19 protein-coding genes are annotated in these 18,639 nt (G+C 67.9%); 13 read left to right on the top strand and 6 right to left on the bottom strand.

Annotated elements, in window-relative coordinates:
* Positions 1–95 precede the first annotated feature (95 nt).
* From ACFPOU_RS02640 to ACFPOU_RS02630, 3 genes are all read left to right on the top strand, one after another.
* Positions 96–4,106, top strand: a complete 4,011-nt coding sequence (locus ACFPOU_RS02640) for a PAS domain S-box protein (protein ID WP_379716787.1) — start codon at positions 96–98, stop codon at positions 4,104–4,106.
* 42 nt (positions 4,107–4,148) lie between these two features.
* Entirely contained in the window at positions 4,149–4,574 is a 426-nt protein-coding gene (locus tag ACFPOU_RS02635; protein ID WP_379716784.1) for an NUDIX hydrolase, read from the top strand.
* A gap of 112 nt (positions 4,575–4,686) precedes the next feature.
* Positions 4,687–5,523: a phytanoyl-CoA dioxygenase family protein gene (locus tag ACFPOU_RS02630; protein ID WP_379716781.1), complete on the top strand. Its 837-nt coding sequence runs from the start codon at positions 4,687–4,689 to the stop codon at positions 5,521–5,523.
* A gap of 86 nt (positions 5,524–5,609) precedes the next feature.
* Here the strand turns inward: ACFPOU_RS02630 and ACFPOU_RS02625 are convergent, their stop codons facing one another.
* The 4 genes from ACFPOU_RS02625 to ACFPOU_RS02610 all read right to left on the bottom strand — a co-directional run bounded on the left by ACFPOU_RS02625 (position 5,610) and on the right by ACFPOU_RS02610 (position 6,850).
* Positions 5,610–5,861, bottom strand: a complete 252-nt coding sequence (locus ACFPOU_RS02625) for a hypothetical protein (RefSeq protein WP_379716779.1) — start codon at positions 5,859–5,861, stop codon at positions 5,610–5,612.
* Between the two features lie 67 nt (positions 5,862–5,928).
* Positions 5,929–6,198 (bottom strand): DUF5985 family protein, encoded by a 270-nt coding sequence (locus ACFPOU_RS02620; protein ID WP_379716776.1) that lies wholly within the window; start codon positions 6,196–6,198, stop codon positions 5,929–5,931.
* 1 nt (position 6,199) lies between these two features.
* Positions 6,200–6,457: a DUF5985 family protein gene (locus ACFPOU_RS02615; protein WP_379716773.1), complete on the bottom strand. Its 258-nt coding sequence runs from the start codon at positions 6,455–6,457 to the stop codon at positions 6,200–6,202.
* Complete coding sequence (locus ACFPOU_RS02610; protein WP_379716770.1) at positions 6,458–6,850, bottom strand: hypothetical protein; 393 nt, start codon at positions 6,848–6,850, stop codon at positions 6,458–6,460. It abuts the gene before it with no gap.
* A gap of 184 nt (positions 6,851–7,034) precedes the next feature.
* Between ACFPOU_RS02610 and ACFPOU_RS02605 the strand changes: the two genes are divergently transcribed.
* The 4 genes from ACFPOU_RS02605 to ACFPOU_RS02590 all read left to right on the top strand — a co-directional run bounded on the left by ACFPOU_RS02605 (position 7,035) and on the right by ACFPOU_RS02590 (position 10,439).
* The gene (locus tag ACFPOU_RS02605) at positions 7,035–7,814 is read left to right on the top strand and encodes a DNA/RNA non-specific endonuclease (protein ID WP_379716767.1); all 780 of its coding nucleotides are present in this window, start codon (positions 7,035–7,037) and stop codon (positions 7,812–7,814) included.
* Positions 7,815–7,846: 32 nt separating this feature from the next.
* Positions 7,847–8,107, top strand: coding sequence for a hypothetical protein (locus ACFPOU_RS02600; protein WP_379716760.1), 261 nt, complete (start codon positions 7,847–7,849; stop codon positions 8,105–8,107).
* Positions 8,108–8,413: 306 nt separating this feature from the next.
* On the top strand, positions 8,414–8,839 hold the full coding sequence (locus ACFPOU_RS02595; protein WP_379717005.1) for a YsnF/AvaK domain-containing protein: 426 nt from the start codon (positions 8,414–8,416) through the stop codon (positions 8,837–8,839).
* 37 nt (positions 8,840–8,876) lie between these two features.
* Complete coding sequence (locus tag ACFPOU_RS02590) at positions 8,877–10,439, top strand: YsnF/AvaK domain-containing protein (protein ID WP_379716757.1); 1,563 nt, start codon at positions 8,877–8,879, stop codon at positions 10,437–10,439.
* Between the two features lie 398 nt (positions 10,440–10,837).
* Here ACFPOU_RS02590 and ACFPOU_RS02585 read toward each other — a convergent pair whose 3' ends face one another.
* Together ACFPOU_RS02585 and ACFPOU_RS02580 are read right to left on the bottom strand one after the other, a co-directional pair.
* Positions 10,838–11,806 (bottom strand): sensor domain-containing diguanylate cyclase, encoded by a 969-nt coding sequence (locus ACFPOU_RS02585; protein ID WP_379717002.1) that lies wholly within the window; start codon positions 11,804–11,806, stop codon positions 10,838–10,840.
* Positions 11,807–12,035: 229 nt separating this feature from the next.
* The gene (locus ACFPOU_RS02580; protein WP_379716754.1) at positions 12,036–12,971 is read right to left on the bottom strand and encodes a sensor histidine kinase; all 936 of its coding nucleotides are present in this window, start codon (positions 12,969–12,971) and stop codon (positions 12,036–12,038) included.
* A gap of 227 nt (positions 12,972–13,198) precedes the next feature.
* On the opposite strand from ACFPOU_RS02580, the gene queE reads away from it, so the two are divergent.
* From queE to ACFPOU_RS02550, 6 genes are all read left to right on the top strand, one after another.
* On the top strand, positions 13,199–13,834 hold the full coding sequence (queE, locus tag ACFPOU_RS02575) for a 7-carboxy-7-deazaguanine synthase (RefSeq protein WP_379716751.1): 636 nt from the start codon (positions 13,199–13,201) through the stop codon (positions 13,832–13,834).
* Positions 13,835–13,849: 15 nt separating this feature from the next.
* Entirely contained in the window at positions 13,850–14,296 is a 447-nt protein-coding gene (queD, locus tag ACFPOU_RS02570; protein WP_379716749.1) for a 6-carboxytetrahydropterin synthase QueD, read from the top strand.
* Positions 14,297–14,348: 52 nt separating this feature from the next.
* The gene (tadA, locus tag ACFPOU_RS02565; protein WP_379716999.1) at positions 14,349–14,822 is read left to right on the top strand and encodes a tRNA adenosine(34) deaminase TadA; all 474 of its coding nucleotides are present in this window, start codon (positions 14,349–14,351) and stop codon (positions 14,820–14,822) included.
* A 228-nt stretch (positions 14,823–15,050) separates the two neighbouring features.
* A complete protein-coding gene (locus ACFPOU_RS02560; protein WP_379716995.1) occupies positions 15,051–15,977 on the top strand; it encodes an alpha/beta fold hydrolase in 927 nt (308 codons plus the stop codon).
* A 6-nt stretch (positions 15,978–15,983) separates the two neighbouring features.
* Positions 15,984–16,898 (top strand): muramoyltetrapeptide carboxypeptidase, encoded by a 915-nt coding sequence (ldcA, locus tag ACFPOU_RS02555; protein WP_379716746.1) that lies wholly within the window; start codon positions 15,984–15,986, stop codon positions 16,896–16,898.
* 118 nt (positions 16,899–17,016) lie between these two features.
* Complete coding sequence (locus tag ACFPOU_RS02550; RefSeq protein WP_379716743.1) at positions 17,017–18,618, top strand: ABC-F family ATPase; 1,602 nt, start codon at positions 17,017–17,019, stop codon at positions 18,616–18,618.
* The last annotated feature ends 21 nt before the right edge of the window (positions 18,619–18,639 follow it).

Raw genomic sequence — 18,639 nt, 5'->3', positions numbered from 1 at the left:
CATTGTTTTCTTTGCAATTACTCACGCATACGCGCACGCCGCGACCCACTGACCACCTATCGATGAGTGCTGCCGTCCAACCCCGCATCCTTCTCGTGGACGATCAGCCTGCCAACCTCGCGGTACTCGAAGCGCTGCTGGCCGGCCTGGACGCTGCGCTCGTCTCCGTCGATTCCGGCGACGCGGCCCTGCGCGCGCTCCGGGCCGGCACGCAGGACGGCAACGCGCACGACGGCAGCGACTTTGCCCTCGTGCTGCTCGACGCCCGGATGCCTGCCCTGGACGGCTTGCGGATTGGCGCCTGGATGCGCGACCATCCGCACTCGCGAACGGTGCCCATCCTCTTCGTCACCCCCGCCGATGCGGACGCGTTTCCCTTCGAGCAGGCCGATGCGCTGGGCGGGGTCGACTACCTGCCCATGCCCCTGAATCCACACGTGCTGCGCGCCCGGGTCGGCCAGAGCCTCGCCCTGTACCGCAAGGATGCCGAACTGGCGCGCCTGCGCGCGCTCCAGGCGCACGCGGCAGGCGGCCAGGCCAGCCGCCTGCGCCTGATCCTGGATAACCTGCACGACTACGCCTTCATCGGCACCGACACCGGGCGCCGCATCACCGAATGGGAAGCGGGGGCCGAAGCGGTCACCGGCTGGACGGCGCGCGAAGCGCTGGGCCAGTCGGCCGACATCATCTTCACGCCCGACGACCGCGCCGCCGGCCGTCCCGACGAGGAAGCGGCGCGCGCCCGCGCCACCGGCCGCTCGGAAGACAGGCGCTGGCATGTGAGGAAGGATGGCGGGCGCTTCTTTGCCGACGGCATGATGATCGCCCTGCGCGAACAGGGGCAGCTGCGCGGCTATGCCAAGATCATGCGCGACGCCACCGCCGAACACGAGGCCGCCGAACAGCTCGCCGCCAGCGAACGCGCGCTGCACGAGAGCACCGAGCGCTTCGCGCGCCTGCTCGAATCCTCGGGCGACGGCATCGTCGGCCTCGACGCCGACGGCCGCTGCACCTTCCTCAACGCGGCCGGCGCCGCCTGCCTTGGCTACGCTCCGGCCGAGCTGGCCGGGATGGCGGTAGGCGCCTTGCTGCCGGCGAGCGGCGCGCCGGAGGGCATCGACGAGGCCAGGCTGCTGGGGGCGCTGCGCGCCGGCGCCACGCTGCGCTCGGACGACGCGCTCTTGCTGCGCAAGGACGGCACGAGCCTGCCGGTGGCCTGCTCGGTGCATCCGATGGCGACCGGCGCCGGTCCCGGCGGCGCGGTGCTGACTTTCACCGACATCAGCGCGCGCCGGCAGGGCGGCATCGAGCGCGAGCGCCTGGTCGCCCAGCTGCGCGCGGCCAACGAGCGCATGCGCGACATCTTCTACGAAGCGCCGGCCTTCATGGCGGTCATGCGCGGCGCCGACATGGTCTTCGAGATGGCCAACGAACGCTTCGCCGACCTGGTCGGGCGCCGCGCGCTGCTCGGCAAGCCGCTGCGCGCCGCGCTGCCCGAGCTGGCCGGCCAGGGCCTGCTCGAACTGCTGGAAGCGGTCTACCGCAGCGGCGAAGCGCATGTCGGCAGCAACGTGCGCCTGCAGCTGCATACCGAGCGCGGCGAACTCGATACCTATTACGTCGACTTCATCTACATGGCCCTGCGCGAGCCGGACGGGCGCGTCTCGGGCGTGCTGGTCCACGGCGTCGACGTCACCGAGCGCACGCGCGCCAATTTGCTGGCCGTGGGCCAGCGCGGCGCGCTCGAGCTGGCGGTGTCGGACGCGCCGCTGGGCGACGTGCTCGACCTGCTGGCGCGCACCGCCGAGGAGTATGCCGATGGCGCCGCGCTGGCCGGCATCCAGCTTGCGGCCGCGGACAATACGCTGGTGCACGCGGCCGCGCCCAGTCTGCCGGACCAGCTGCGCCTGGCGCTCGACGCGCTCGGCGTGTCGCCGCTCGGCGGGGCCGGCGGCGCGGCCGCCTGGCGCGCCGAGCCGGTCGACTGCCCCGACATCGCCACCGATCCGCTGTGGGAGCGCTGCCGCGCCGAGGCGCTCGATGCCGGGCTTGCCGCCTGCCGCGCGCTGCCGATCCTGGCGCCGGCCGGCGCCGTGCTCGGCGCCTTTACCTGGTACTACCGCGCGGGGGCGGCGCGCAGCGGGCGCGACGCTTCGGCGCTGGAACTGCTGGCCAATACCGCCTCGCTCGTGATCGGCCAGCGCGCCGAAGCGGCCGCGCGCCAGGCCGCCGAGGAGCGCTCGCACGCGATCCTGGAAAGCATGACCGACGGCTTCCTTGCCCTCGACGGCGCCTGGCGCATCGGCTACGCGAATGCCGCCGCCGAAAGCATCACGGGCCTGGACCGCGAGCAGTTGATGGGCGAGGTGTTCTGGGACCTGTTCCCCGACTGGCAGGGCAGCGCCCACGAGCAGGCTTGCCGGCGCTGCGCGAGCGCCCGCAATGCGACGCGCACCGAAGCCTACATGCCGGCCTGGGGCGGCTGGTACGAGATCAATGCCTTCCCCACCCCGGATGGCGGGATTGCCCTGTACCTGCGCGACGAGAGCGAGCGCCGCCTGGCCGAGGAGGGCGTGCGGCGCCTGGCGGCGGTGGCCGAGCAGTCGTCCGACTTCATCGGCATCTTCGCGCCCGACGGCGCGGGTCTCTACCTCAATCCCGCCGGGCGCGCGATGGCGGGCATCGGTCCGGATGCCGATATCCGCGGCGCGCGCCTGATCGATTTCTTTTCCGCCGACTGCCGCGCGTTCGTCCACGGCGAGGTGCTGCCGGCGCTCACCGGCGAGGCGCAGAAATGGGAAGGCGAACTGCGTTTCGCCGCGCCCGGGGGCGGCGCCGCGGTGCCTGTCTGCTTCAAGGGCTTCGCCGTGCACGGGGCCGACGGCGCCCACCTCGGCCTGGCGGCGATCACGCGCGACATTACCGAGCAAAAGCGGGCCGAGGACGAATTGCGGCGCATCGCGGCCGACCTGTCCGAGGCCGACCACCGCAAGAGCGAATTCCTCGCCACGCTGGCGCACGAGCTGCGCAATCCGCTGGCGCCGATCCGCACCGGCCTGGACTTGCTGCGCATGGCGCCCGCGAACGCGGCCTCCGCCGCCGTCACGGCCGAGCGCGTGTACGAAATGATGGACCGCCAGCTCGGCCAGTTGATCCACCTGGTCGACGACCTGCTCGACATCGCCCGCATCACGCGCGGCCGGATCGAACTGAAAAAGGTGGCGCTCGACCTGCGTACGGCGGTGTCGATGGCGGTCGAATCGAGCAGCGGGCTGGTCCGGGCCGGCGGGCACCAACTGCAGGTCGAACTGCCGGACGAGCCGCTGCCGCTGGACGCCGACCTGACGCGGCTGGTCCAGGTGCTCTCGAACCTGCTTAACAACGCGGCCAAGTACACGCCGGGCGGCGGGCGGATCGGCCTGAAGGTGTGGCGCGACGGCACGCAGGCCGTGGTGGACGTGAGCGACAGCGGGATCGGCATTTCTCCCGAGGTGATCGGCTCGGTGTTCGACATGTTCACCCAGGTGCGCAGCAGCCTCGACCGGGCCCAGGGCGGGCTCGGGATCGGCCTGTCGCTGGTGCGCCGCCTGGTCGAACTGCACGGCGGGCGGGTGCAGGCCTTCAGCGCCGGACGCGGACAGGGCAGCACCTTCACCGTGCGCCTGCCGCTCGCGCGCGGCGCCGGCGAGCCGAAGCAGCCCGACACGGTACCGGCGGCGCGCGCGCCGGGCCGCCGGCTGCGGGTACTGGTGGTGGACGACAACCGCGACGCCGCCGAGAGCCTGGTCGCGCTGCTGGGCGCGCTCGGACACGACACCCGCATGGCCCACGACGGCCTGTCCGGACTGGCGGCGGCGCGCGACTTCCATCCCGACCTGGCCCTGCTCGACATCGGCCTGCCCGGCATGAACGGGCGCGAGCTGGCGCGCGCGCTGCGCGCCAGCGGCGAGCTGCGGGGCGCCATGCTGGTCGCCCTGACCGGCTGGGGAGCGGCCAGCGACCTGACGCTGTCGCACGAGGCCGGCTTCGACCGGCATCTCACCAAGCCGGTCAGCCGCGACGCGCTCGAGGGGGTGCTGGAAACGGTCGGCGAGGAGCGCGCATGAGCGGAAGCTGGGCGACGAGCAGGGATGGGAAATGAGCACGACATGAGCAAATACACGGTTTCCTGCGGCACCCTGGTGCTCAACTCGGCCGGCGAACTGCTGCTCTGCCACGTGACCGATACCGCCGCCTGGGACATCCCGAAAGGCATGCGCGATCCAGGCGAGACTTCGCTCGAGGCTGCCGTGCGCGAAATGCGCGAGGAGGCCGGCGTCCTGTTCGACGCGGCGCGCTTTGTCGACCTGGGCGAGTTCGACTACCGGCGCGACAAGCGCCTGCACCTGTTCCGGGTCGACGCCGGGGACGAGCTGGGGAATCTGGCGGGGCTGGCGTGCAGCAGCTATTTCCCGCACCCTAAAAGCGGCAAGCCGACGCCCGAGATGGACGGCTTCCGGTGGGCGCGCAGGGGCGAGATCAGCCAGCTGTGCTGGCCGCGCATGGGAACGCTGTTGCTGACGCTCGACTGGTGACGGCCTCGGGTTGCGCCTCGGCGGCGCCGTCGCGGCGCGGCGGGCGCCCCGTGCGCGCCGGACCTGGACTTTCGCAGTACCATGAACCCGCCGAAAAACCAGGAGGATCGCCATGACCAGCCAAGCCACCGCCGCCGACACCTACGACGTCGCCACCATCATGGGCGGCCTGTATGGCGACGGCATCATCGCCTGCAAGGGGGCGTTCGAGCGCGCCTGGGTCGAACGGCTCGGGTCCGACATCGCCACGCTGTTCGAGGAAGCCAGGCGCCAGCCGGGCGGGGCGCTCGCGCGCGGGCCGAACCGCTACTACGTCGAGGTCCATCCCGAACGCATCTCCGGCTTCGCCGACATCATCGGCCATCCCTGGGTGATCGCGGTTTGCCGCGCCGTCCTCGGCCCCGACTACCGCGTCGTCGAAGCCGGCTTCGACTTGCCTGGACCCGGCGCGCTGCACCAGCCCTGGCACCGCGATTTCCGCTCGCCCGACGCGACCCTGACCGGCCGCCGCCTCAATTCGCTCGCCTTCAACATTACCACGGTCGACGTCACCGAGGACATGGGCCCGTTCGAGATCGCGCCCGGGACCCAGTGGGACGACCTGGGCGAGGGCGACCCGATGTTCCCGCCGCAGGCGCTGTGGCCGCGCTACGAGGCGCGCGCCCAGCGCAAGCTGCCCAGGATGGGGGATATCTCGGCACGCTCGGCGCTGACGATCCACCGCGGCACGGCCAACCGGTCCGGCCGGTCGCGTCCCGTATTCGTGCTCGGGGTCGACGCGCCGGACGCGCGCAACGCCGACAAGCACGACCTGCAGCTGACGGCGGCCTATTACGAGCGCCTGGCGCCCGAGCTGCGCCGCCACATGACCTGCCGCGTGGTCGAGCGCCTCGAGCCGATCGTGCAGGCGCATACGATCGAAGGCCTCAGGATGGGCGTGCAGATGTAAGGGAAGGCGGCGCGGATCGCGCGCCACGTCCGGTAGCAGGTCCGGCCAGGGCGCCCGCGCGGCGCCCTTTTACTGCGTGCCTGGATTTAAGGCTTGCCCTTGGTCTCGTCCCCGGACGCGGTCCCGACCGTGTCGGGCATCGACTCGGTCACGCTGCCGGGCAGTTGCCCTACCCGGCGGGTGTCGTCGGACTGGATGTCGAGGTTGACTTCCTCGGCGATCTCGAAGCGGCCGTCCCCGGCGCCTTCTTCTCCCGGCAGCAGGTTCTCGGAGCGGTTGTGGTCGTCGGCAGGCGCTTGCGGCGCCTGCGGCTGGTTGCGTGGATCGGTGCCTGCCATGCTGTTCTCCCTATCGACATGTTGACATGGCTGCATTATGTCCGAGCCCAGCGGGCGCGGGCGCACGCTATTTCCTGTCCCGTTCGCGCGGCAGGTTCTTTTCCAGGATCGCCCACAGGATCAAGCCATAGGCGAGCAGGCGGATCAGGTAGTGCAGCGGCGAATCCTCGGCGTTGGCGTTGGCAAGGGCGGCATACAGGCGATGCAGGCCCTCGATGAAGAAGGAAGCCGCGAAATACAGGAAGAAGCGGTCGCCCGAATCGCGCCAGAAGCGCAGGAAGAACAGGGCGACGATAAGCGAGCCCATGCAGATAGCGCCGGTCAGCAGGTCGGTCATGTCATTCCTTCTCGTAGATCAGCCCGTACAGCAGCATCGAAATCGCGACCAGGGCGCTGACGAGGCGCGCCGGCAGGAAGTCGACGGTGGGGAACACGATCTTGTCGAGCAGCAGGAACAGGTTATTCACCGTCATCACCGCAAAGCAGGCGCCGCTCCAGAACAGCAGGCGGTAGCGCGTGCGCCGGTAGCTGGCGAACAGCAGCCAGGCACAGGCCAAGGAGGTCAGGATGCAGAGGGTATAGATCGTTTCCGCCACTTATACGTCCTTTCGCAGTTTGAAGGCATTCGCGAATTGCTGGGCCTTGCGGTCGAGGGAGGAATGAATCAGGTGGGTCACTTCGACCAGGTGGCGCGCGTACAGGCTAGCCAGCGCGTCGATGCGCTCGCCCAGCTGGGGCGAGGATGGCCGGTACTGGTAGCAGTCGCCGTGCGGCGCGGCGCAGGGCACGGCCATGCCGGCGCGGGTCAGCTCTTCGAGCAGGGCCTGGGCGGTGCGCTCGCGCACGTAGAGGCGCTGCGCGAGGGTGTTGCCATGCCATTGCTGCGCCGGATCCGCGCGCAGGATGAGCAGTGCTTCGAGGAAGGGCACGGACGGGATGCTGGTGAGCACAAAGCGCCGCAAGTCCTCCGGGAACGGGACCTTGTCCATTGACGGTGGATGTTTCCGGTTTGGAATTTTATCGAAAGAGCCGCAATTCTAGAGCATTCTGTTCGACCATGCGCGGCGCGGTTCCTATCGTGCGAAGGTGTGGCGCGCCAGGGGAAACCGTCCCGTCCAGGCGAAAATCTGTGTCGGATACAATGCGCTTTTGTCACACACTGTCGATTGATCCATGTTCCAGAAACTCTTTGCCGGGGCCGCCTTCGTCGCTGCGCTGCTCGCGCCGGCGCCCGCGCTCGCTTCCAGCTGCCCCGACCATTACGCGGACGGGCGCGCGCCCGAGATCCGCAATCCGAAGCTGGCGGCCGCCACGCGCGAGCTGTGCTACGGCGTGTTCGGCGTCATGCATTCGGGGATCACGCGCACGCCGCTGTGGTCGGCCGAGAACCTGCGCGCCGAAAACGTCGAGTCGGCCCAGGGCTTGAAGCGCGACAATGCCTTCCACGCCGAGCCGCGCCTGCCGCGTGGCCAGCGTGCCGAACTCGAAGACTATGCGCGCAGCGGTTTCGACCGCGGCCACATGACCCCGAACGGCGACATGCCCGACCGCCGCACCCAGCGCGAGAGCTTCACGCTGGCCAACATGGTGCCCCAGGATAGCGACCACAACCGCCACATCTGGGCGCCGATCGAAGGCGCGGTGCGCAAGATGGCGAAGAAGGAAGGGCAGCTGTACGTGATCACCGGACCGGCCTTCCTCGGGACCAGCCTGCGCAAGGTCGGCAACGTGCTGGTGCCGACCCATTTGTACAAGGTCGTCTACAGCCCGCGCCAGAAGGCGGCCGCGGCCTGGTTCACGGAGAACCGCGCGAACGCCGAGATCCAGGTGCTGCCGGTGGCCGAGCTCGAGCGCATCGTCGGGATCGAATTGCTGCCATCGCTGACGCCCCAGCAGAAGGAGCGCTTGCTGCACCTGCCCAAGATTCGACAGAAAAAGACGCGCTATTTTTGAGGTCTATCCCTATTTAAGAATCGGAGAACGACATGAACGCAAAGAAGAAGACCATGGTGCCGTACGCGAACGAGGCCGACGTCCTGCAGATCGATCACCTGATGATCGAGAACCGGCTCGACCGCATCACGATCTCGGGCGACGTCGACCTCACGGCCGACCAGGCCGGCCTGGCGCTGGCACGCCGCTTGAAAGAAGTGGTCGACGCGGTGGTCGCCACACTCGAAGGCCAGGAGCTGCCGGAGCGCCTGCCGCCGCCCGACGTGAAGCACGTCGACAATCCGTTCAGCTGACGACGCCGGCGCGCTTCGCGGCGCACGATTCCGGGGTCTCGTTCGAGACCCTTTTCGCGTCCCTCGCCATGGCGCGCGTGCGCTGCCCGCGTGCCGGGCCGACCCGCCTCGCATGGACCGCGCGCTGCATTCCAGCATGCGCGCGGCGCGCTTGGCCAGTGCGGCCTTTCGCCTTTACTGACGCGCGTTCCGCTTTTTTTCCTGCTTCACGACCTCAACATTTACAGGAGTCAATGGTGCGCGGTGCCCCGGCTGTTTCGGGTACTCTGGATTGTCTCGCGCAAGCAACCAACCGGAGTGAAATCAATGGCAGTCAATCCCGAAGATCAGGTAGTGCCGGACGTGATCCGGGTTCCCGTCATCGCGGAGCAGCTCGCTGTCGGTACACGTACGGTGGACACGGGGCGCGGGGTTCGCGTTCACAAGACCGTGCTCGAACAGCCGGTCACCATCGACGAGCGTCTCGCACGCGACGAGGTGGAAGTCAGGCATGTCCCGGTCGACCGCATCGTCGGCCCCGACGAGGCGCCCGCCAACCGCTACGAGGGCGACACCTTGATCGTGCCCATCCTCGAGGAAGTACTGGTTGTCGAGCGCCGCGTGCGCATCAAGGAAGAGCTACACATTACCCGGATCCGTCGCGAGGAACGCTATCAGGAAGAAGTCGTCCTGAAGGCCGAACAGGTCAGCGTCGAACGCTTCGACGATTCCGGCACCCCGCCACTGAAGTAAGCCACTGAAGTAATCAACGCACTCTGGAGGATTCATTATGCAACATACTTTGATCGCCGTCTTCGACAATCACGCCGACGCTACCAGCGCCAAGAACGAACTGCTGTCGTCGGGCTTCTCGAGCGCCGACGTACGCCTGTCGCACGGGGACGAAACCGCGCCCGGCGGATCGATGTCCAGCGTTTCCCCGTCGACCAGCACCAGCACCAGCGCCAGCACCAGCGACGATAACGAGCCAGGCATCGGCGCCAGCATCAAGAACTTCTTCAGCGATCTGTTCGGCAGCGATACCGACGACTACAGCAACAAATACTCGAACGCCGTCCAGCGCGGCAACCACGTGCTGACCGTGAACACGGACAGCGAGCCGGAAGTCGAGCGCGCCGCCGACATCGTCGAGCGCTTCGGCCCGATCGACATCGACGAGCAGTCGGAAAAATGGGCCGGCAGCACCGGCATGGCCATGGGCGGCGCCGGCAGCATGAGCGGCAGCACGTCCTCGATGTCGCTGCAGTCCGATAAGGACCGCCTGCCGCTGAACCAGCAGTCGCTCAACGACCCGAATCCGATGGGCACGACCTACCAGGAGCCGATGGGTTCGCGCGACGAACTGTCGACCGGCAGCTACGGCGCCAGCAGCGGTTCGAGCCTGCAGCAGAACCAGGGCGGCTCGTCGCTGACCGGTTCGCAGCAGCGCGACACCAGCAGCGCCGCCATTCCGGTGGTGCAGGAGGAGCTCAAGATCGGCAAGCGTGAAGTCCAGCGCGGCGGCGTGCGCGTGTTCTCGCGCGTCGTGGAAACCCCGGTCAACGAAAGCATCGGCCTGCGCGAAGAGCACGTGAACGTCGAGCGCCATGCCGTCAACCAGCCGATCAGCGGCGCCGACGCCAGCGCGTTCAAGGAGCAGTCGATCGAGATGCGCGAAACGGCCGAGGAAGCCGTGGTCGAGAAGTCGGCCCGCGTCGTCGAGGAGGTGACGATCAACAAGCAAGTGACGCAGCGCGAGCAGACGATTTCCGACACCGTGCGCCACACCGAAGTCGAGGTCGAGCAACTCGGCGCCGGCTCCGCCCGGTCGAGCATGACGAACGACGACGACTACTTCCGCCAGCACTTTACCAGCACCTACGGCAGCACCGGCGACAAGTACGACGACTACGCGCCGGCCTACAGCTATGGCTCGGAAATGGCGCGCAACCAGAAGTACAGCGGGCGCAAGTGGGACGAAGTCGAAAACGACCTGCGCAGCGACTGGAGCAGCCGTGGCGGCAGCACCGGTTCGACCTGGGAAAAGATGAAGGATGCGGTCAAGCAGGGCTGGAACCGCATGACGAACGACGACGACGACGACAGCTACTACCGCAATCACTACGACGCGACCTACAGCAGCACCGCGGGCGCGAACGATTACGACAAGTACAAGCCGGCCTACAGCTATGGTTCGGAAATGAGCCGCAGCCAGATGTACCGTAACCGTCCGTGGGACGAAGTCGAGCCGAACCTGCGCAGCGACTGGGAAACCCGCAATGCCGGTACCGGTTCTACCTGGGAAAACATGAAGGATGCGGTGCGTCATGGCTGGAACAAGATGACGAAGTAATCGATCCATGTTCGCGGAGCCGGGTGCCGGTTTTCGCAACAGCAGAGGGCGCCCGCGGGCGCCTTTTTCAATTCATGCGCTGCATGCATGAATAGGCCTAGGGATTCATGAGCGCTTTTTGTCGATCGAGCCCAAAGCCTGCGCGGCCGGCGCGACGAGCTTCAGGCCGCGGGCCAGGGTTTCTTCGGTCGCTTCGACCGGCATGACGGCGGCAGCGCAGCTGGCTTCGGGGGGCGTGGGCGGGGCCGCGGATCCACGGCGTGCAGCGCGCAGGACCGGCGCGGACGGCACGAACGACGTCGGCGTGCAGAAGGGCCCACTGTCAGCGCGGGGAAAAACCTGGCGCGAAGCGTCCGGCTTTCCCCGTCGACTCGACAGCGGCATGCGGCCGGCATGTCTCAGGCGCCATCGCCCAGCGGCAGGCTGATGCGGTTGCGACCGAGGTGCTTGGCGCGGTAGAGGGCGGCATCGGCGATCGCCACCAGTTCGCTGGCGCTGGTGTCGGGGCCGGCGATCGCGGTGGCCGCGCCGATCGAGACCGTCACCTGGCGCAGCGGCGCCAGGCCGTTCGGCAGGCGCAGCAGTTCGACGCGGCGCCGGATGCGCTCGGCGACGATGGCCGCGCCCTTGAGCGACTGGTTCGGCAGGATCACCGCGAATTCCTCGCCGCCGTAGCGCGCCACCAGGTCGTTGGCGCGCATTTCGCTGGCCACCGCGGTGGCGATGCGCTTCAGGCATTCGTCGCCGCCCAGGTGGCCGTTGGCGTCGTTGTAGGCCTTGAAGCTGTCGACGTCGACCATCAGCAGCGAAATCGGCTGGCACTGGCGCAGCGCGCGCGCCCACTCGGCGGCCAGGGTATCGTCGAAGCAGCGGCGGTTGGCCAGGCCGGTCAAGCCGTCGCGGCTGGCCAGTTTTTCCAGCGCCAGCTGCGCCATCTTCTCCTCGGTCAGGTCGCGCAGGGTCTCGACGACGGCTTTCAGGCGGCCGTTGTCGTCGACGATCGGGCTGGCGTCGGCCGCCAGGTAGCGGCGCTTGCCGGCGCGCGGCATGTCGCACCAGGTTTCGACCGAGAGCGGCGACGCGGCGCTGTGCGGCTTGCCGTGGCGCGGGTAGATGTGGCGGATGTCTTCGAGGCGGTCCTGGATCACCAGGTCCGCCAGCGTCGGGCGCGGCTCCTCGTAGAAGCAGCGCAGGTGGTGGTCGGTGCCGACGATTTCGCGCGCCGGCACCCCGGTCAGGCGCTCGCAGGCGCGGTTCCAGATCAAGACCTGGGCCTGGGCGTCGAGGACGAAGGCGGGGATCGCCAGCACTTCCATCAGCTGGTAGGCAAAAGCAAGATCGGCGGCCGGTGCGATGGAAGGGGGCATGCTGGCCAGCGCCGCCGGCACCGCGCCGGGTACGGAACCGGTGGCCGGGGCGATCGCCAGGCCCGCCAGGCCGTCATTCGGGTTGGACGCGTATTGCATCGCTGTACTGGTCATCAGTCGGCCTCTCCAACATTCTGTTGAGCAATCAATTGATTGCTGACAAGGTCCGATTCTGCAACCGCCCCACCTGCGGGTTATTGATGTGACGCAATATGCCCTGGCTTGACTTTCAGGCGGGGGCCAGGCCGCCCACCCGGGGGATGGTCAGCAGCAGGGAAGTGCCGCCGTCGGCTGTGGCCGTGATGCGCAGGGCGCCGCCGCAGCCTTCGACCCGCTCGCGCATGCCTGCCAGGCCGCAGGCGCACGCCGTGGGCGCTCGCTCGCCGCCGCTGCCGTTGTCGTCGATCTGCAACGTCAGCGCGCCGGCGGTGCGCCGCAGGCCGACCCGCACCTCGGTGGCGCCGCCCTGGCGCGCGACGTCGGCCAGCGCCTCCTGCAGCACGCGGTAGAGCAGGGCATCGTTCTCGGGCAGCGCGCATTCCGGTTCGTCCCTGGGGCCGGGTGCGACGTCGAGCCGGTGGGCGATGCCGTTCAGGCGCGTGAACTGCTCGAGCTGGCGTTCGATCGCGCCGCCCAGTCCTTCGCCGGGCAAGAGCGGGGCCAGTTCGCCGACCAGCGTGCGCAGTGCGTGCAGCGCCAGGTCGAGGGTGCCGATCATGCAGCCGGCCTTCTGGTGCACCGACGGCTGGATGCCGCCGGAAGCGGCCTGCAGCAGGCAGAGTTCGACGCGCAGGGTCAACAGGGTCTGGCCAAGTTCGTCGTGGATGGCGCGGGCAATGCGGCCGCGTTCGCCGTCGCGCGCACCGTCCTGCTGGCGCACCACTTTCGACAGCACGGTCTGGGTATCGGCCAGGATGTCTTCGGCCCCGCGCCGGGCGTCCTGTTCGCGCGCCAGGCGCGCGGCCAGGTCGCGCGTACGGTCGTCGGCGTCGATCGCGCGCCGCAGCAGCAGGCAGATGGCGCCGCCGGTGACGAGCAGCCAGAGGATGGCGGCAAGCGCCGACAGGGTGGACGTTCCGGTAGGGAGGATCGCGCCGAGCGCGCAGGCGAACGTGATTGTTATGACCGGCAGGTAGCTGGCGCACCGGGAAAACAAGGTCTTCATGACGCTCCTTCCTACGGATTTTAAGAAATTTCCTCTAGTAAAGTTAGCGCGTGTCGCGTCCAATTGTCTTGTCTGTACTCAATACACGTGCCGGATCGCAGGACGGCAGCCTGCGCGCGGGCAGCCAGCCTGGGCAGGGGCGGGACTGGGACTGGAGCAGGGACTGGGGCGGGGCTCGGCAAGTCCTTTGGCCGGCGTTATAATGGAAGGTTGACGAGGGGCTTAACGTGACTTACAGCATCAAAGAAATTTTCTACACCTTGCAGGGCGAGGGCGCCCATGCCGGACGGCCGGCGGTATTTTGCCGGTTTTCCGGATGTAACTTGTGGACCGGGCGCGAGCAGGACCGCGCCAGCGCGGTGTGCACGTTCTGCGACACCGATTTCGTCGGCACCGATGGCGAACGCGGCGGCAAGTTCCGCGACGCCGAGGGCCTGGCCGCCGAGATCGACAGCTTGTGGCCGGCCACGCATGCGCCCAGCAAATACGTGGTCTTCACCGGCGGCGAACCCCTGCTGCAGCTCGACGAGGCGCTGATCGCGGCCATGCATGCGCGCGGCTTCACGATCGCCATCGAGACCAATGGCACCTTGCCGGTGCCGCCGGGCGTCGACTGGATTTGCGTGAGCCCGAAAATGGGAGCGCAGCTGGTGCTCGCCAAGGGCAACGAAATCAAGGTCGTGATTCCGCAGGCGAGCCAGGACCTGGCCGCCTACGAGCATCTCGACTTCGAGCATTTCTTCGTGCAGCCGATGGACGGCTTGCTGGCCGCGCAGAACACGCGCCTGGCGATCGAGACCTGCCGCCGCAACCCGAAGTGGAAGCTCAGCCTCCAGACCCATAAACTGCTGCACATTCCGTAAAAGATCGCTACGCTGATGCTGACCATTACCCGCAAGCTCGAATTCGATGCCGGACACCGGATTCCCGACCACAAGAGCCAATGCCGCAACCTGCACGGACACCGCTACACCCTGGAAATCACCCTCGTCGGTGCAGTGATCCAGGCCGAAGGCAATTCCGACAACGGCATGATCATGGACTTTTCCGACATCAAGGCGCTTGCCAAGGAGCACCTGGTCGATGTCTGGGACCACGCCTTCATCGTCTACGACAAGGACGACAAGGTGCGCGAGTTCCTGGCCAGCCTGCCAGGCCACAAGACGGTCGTGATCGACCGCATCCCGACCGTGGAAAACCTGGCGCAGGTGGCTTTCGCCATTCTGAAGGCGGCGTATACCGACCGCTACGGCACCGGCCTGCACCTGCACAAGCTGGTGCTGCACGAAACGCCGAACTGCTGGGCCGAGATCCTTGAAGACTGACAGCCTGATCGCGCCCGAGCTCGTCGTCGACGCCGCCGTGGCCGAAGCGGCGATGCTGGACGCGCATTTCATGCGTCTCGCGCTGGCGCAGGCCGAGCTGGCGCGCGCCGCCGGGGAGGTGCCGGTCGGCGCCGTCGTCGTGAAGGATGGCGAGGTGATCGCGGTCGGCCACAACCAGCCGATCGGCCGCCACGATCCGACCGCGCACGCCGAGATCGTCGCATTGCGCCTGGCCGCCGGAAAGCTGGGCAATTACCGCCTGCCCGGCTGCGCGCTCTACGTGACGCTGGAGCCGTGCGCGATGTGTTCGGGAGCGATGATGCATGCGCGCCTGGCGCGGGTCGTCTATGCGGCCAGCGATCCGAAGACCGGCGTGTGCGGCTCGGTGCTCGACCTGTTCGCGCAGGCGGCCCTGAACCATCATACCGATGTGGTCGGCGGGGTGCTGGCCAGGGACGCGAGCGCCATGCTGAAAACCTTCTTTGCCGAACGGCGCGCAGCTGCGCGCCGCAGCGTCGCGGATTAGCCGGCCGAACCGTGGCGAGCGCGCCGCAGGCGCCGCGCACGCGTGCCCGCATGCGCCATGCATGGCCTGAAAATGCTATGCTGGTTTTCAAGCTGCGGCCCGCAGTGACAGCGCAGTGACGGCGGACCCTGTGACAGCGGTCGCCGTGACAGCGGTCCCTGTGACAGCGGTCCCTGTGACAAGCTCCCTACCATGCCGGCGCGTGCGCACGGCGCCGCCTCCACGACCATGCCGACGCTGACCGCCAACGCAATCCGCATCGCCTTCGATACCGCCGGGGACGCCAGGTCCCCCCCGGTGCTGCTGGTCGGCGGCCTCGACATGCAGCTCACGAGCTGGCCCGAGGCCTTCGTCGACGGCCTGGTCGAGCTGGGCTTCTACGTCATCCGTTTCGACCACCGCGACTGCGGCCTGTCGACCAAGTTCGACCGCACCGGCAAGTCCAACCTGGCCTGGAGCTGGCTGCGGTCGCGCCTGCGGCTGCCGATGAAACCCGCCTACCACCTCGACGACCTGGCCGACGACGCCCTCGGCGTGCTGTCCGCCCTGGGCGTGGCGCGCGCCCACGTGGTCGGCGTCGCGATGGGCGGCATGGTCGCGCAAATCCTGGCGGCCCGCCATCCCCAGCGCGTACTGAGCCTCACGTCGGTCATGTCGAGCAGCGGCAAGCGCGGCTTGCCCGGTCCGACGCAGGCGGTGCGCCAGGCGCTGCAGCGCCGGCCGGACGACCCGGACGACCTCGATTCGCTCATCGACGCGGCCGTCGCCCTGCAGCAGGCCATCGGCAGTCCGGCCTATCCCACGCCCGAGAAGCAGCTGCGCCGCCGCGCCGCGCGCGCGCTGCGGCGCTGCTATTGCCCGGCCGGCAAGGCGCGCCAGATGCTGGCCGTCGGCGCCGCGCCCGAGCGCAGCGCGCTGCTGCGCTCGATCGAGGTGCCGACCCTGGTCATCCACGGCGCGGCCGATCCGTTCATGCCGCTCGCCTGCGGCGAAGACACGGCGGCCCAGGTGCCCGGGGCGCGCCTGGAAGTCATCCAGGGCATGGGGCACGACCTGCCGGCCCAGCTGAACGAACGGATGCTCGCCTTGATCGACGCCCATGCGCGCGGTAAGATGGCCTTCAGCTCAACACCGCGCCTGTTCGTCAGACAGTAGAACCGAATGACCAATCGACCCCTCGGCGTCGCCATCGTGGCGCCCTCCGGCCATGTGCCGGACCCGCTTGCCGTCGAGCGCGGCATTGCCTGTCTCGAAGCGCGCGGCTGCCTCGTCTTCAACCACTACGACCATGGCGCGATCCACCAGCGCTTCGGCGGCACCGATGCCGCCCGCCTGGCCGCCCTGTACGCCGCCGCCGACAACCCGCAGGTCGACCTGGTGATGGCCGTGCGCGGCGGCTACGGCCTCACGCGCCTGCTGCCGTCCATCGATTTCGAGCGCTTGGCCGCGAGCGGGAAACTGTTCGTCGGTTATTCCGACATGACCGCTCTGCAGATGGGCCTGTATGCACGGACGGGGACGCCGAGCTACGCCGGGCCCTTCCTGGCCAGCGACTTCGGCGCGCTCGAACCCGAGCAGTTCACGCTGGACGATTTCTGGTCCTGCCTGGCGGGGCCGACGCACACGGTCATGGAGGCCGTGACGGGCAATCCGCGGGTGGAGGCGGCGGGCACGATCTGGGGCGGCAATCTGGCGATGCTGTGCTCGTTGATCGGCACCGCATGGTTTCCGCGCATCGAAGGCGGCATCCTGTTCGTCGAGGATATCGCCGAGCACCCGTACCGGGTCGAACGCCTGCTGCTGCAACTGCTGCATACCGGCGTGCTGGCGCGCCAGCAGGCGCTGGTGCTGGGCGACTTTTCCGGCTACCGGCTCGGCGCGCTGGACAACGGCTACGATTTCGCGGCCATGCTCGCCTACCTGCGCCAGGCGCTGCCGATCCCGGTGATCGACGGGCTCTCGTTCGGCCACGTCCCGCGCCGGGTGACGATCCCGTTCGGGGCGCGGGCGACGCTGGCGTCGAACGCGCAAGGGTTCCGCCTGACCATGAGCGACTATCCGACCCGGCAGGGCTGAGCCCGCGTGCGGGATCGGTCCGGCCGCCCCACGCGGCCCGCACAATGGTAAAATACTTGGTTAATCGTGTACATCGCCGCACCCAGCGACGCACCTCATCATCGATAAGGCTTTATCAGTGCTCTCCACCGCTAACATCACAATGCAATTCGGCGCCAAGCCGCTCTTCGAGAACATCTCCGTCAAGTTCGGCGATGGCAACCGTTATGGCCTGATCGGCGCCAACGGCTGCGGCAAGTCGACCTTCATGAAGATCCTCGGCGGCGACCTCGAACCCTCGGCCGGCAATGTCAGCCTCGATCCGGGCGAGCGCCTCGGTAAATTGCGCCAGGATCAGTTTGCCTACGAAGACGTGCGCGTGCTCGACGTCGTGATGATGGGCCACACCGAGCTGTGGGACGCCATCGCCCAGCGCGACGCCATCTACGCCAATCCGGAAGCGACCGACGACGACTACATGCGCGCCGCCGAGCTCGAAGGCAAGGTCGCCGAATACGACGGCTACTCGGCCGAAGCCCGTGCCGGCGAACTGCTGCTGGGCCTGGAAATCGCGAGCGACCTGCACCAGGGTCCGATGAGCGCCGTCGCGCCCGGCTGGAAGCTGCGCGTGCTGCTGGCCCAGGCCCTGTTCTCGAACCCCGACATCCTGCTGCTCGACGAGCCGACCAACAACCTCGACATCAACACGATCCGCTGGCTGGAAGACGTGCTGAACCAGCGCAACTCGACGATGATCATCATTTCGCACGATCGTCACTTCCTGAACCAGGTCTGCACCCACATCGCCGACATGGATTACGGCACCCTGAAGGTGTATCCGGGTTCCTACGACGACTACATGCTGGCCTCGACCCAGGCGCGCAACCAGCAGCTTGCGAACAATGCCAAGGCCAAGGAAAAGGTCGCGGAACTGCAGGAATTCGTGCGCCGCTTCTCGGCCAACAAGTCGAAGGCGCGCCAGGCGACCTCACGCGCGAAGCAGATCGACAAGATCAAGATCGAGGACTTCAAGCCGTCCTCGCGCGCCTATCCGTTCGTGCGCTTCGAGGGCGAGAAGAAGCTGCACCGCCTGGCCGTCGAGACCGAGGGCCTGACCAAGGCCTACGACCGCACGCTGTTCAAGAACTTCTCGATCATGATCGAAGCCGGCGAGCGCGTGGCGATCATCGGCGCCAACGGCGCCGGCAAGACCACCTTGCTGCGCTGCATAGGCGGCAAGGACATCACCGGCCTGGACGCCGACCACGGCCGCACCAAGTGGGCCGAGAACGCCAGCGTCGGCTACATGCCGCAGGATCCGACCGAGGAATTCCCGACCGACACCGTCCTGACCGACTGGATGGGCCGCTGGACGAAAGAGGGCGACGACGACCTCGCCGTGCGCTCGATCCTGGGCCGCCTGCTGTTCGGCGGCGACGAAGTCAAGAAATCGGTGCGGGTGCTCTCGGGTGGCGAAAAGGGCCGCATGATGTACGGCAAGTTGATGCTGGGCCGCCACAACGTGATGCTGCTCGACGAGCCGACCAACCACATGGACATGGAATCGATCGAGTCCCTGAACATCGCGCTCGACAAGTACGAGGGCACGCTGATCTTCGTCTCGCACGACCGCGAATTCGTCTCTTCCCTCGCCACGCGCGTGCTGGAAGTGAAGGAAAACGAAGTGGTCGACTTCCGCGGCACCTACGAGGAGTACCTGACCAGCCAGGGCATCGACTGAGCACCGCGTCGACTGAGCATC

The sequence above is a fragment of the Massilia jejuensis genome, from assembly GCF_042656795.1.
Classification (GTDB): domain Bacteria; phylum Pseudomonadota; class Gammaproteobacteria; order Burkholderiales; family Burkholderiaceae_D; genus Telluria; species Telluria jejuensis.
Note: the sequence above shows the minus strand (reverse complement) of the source record. Positions and strands in the feature narration are given on the sequence as shown.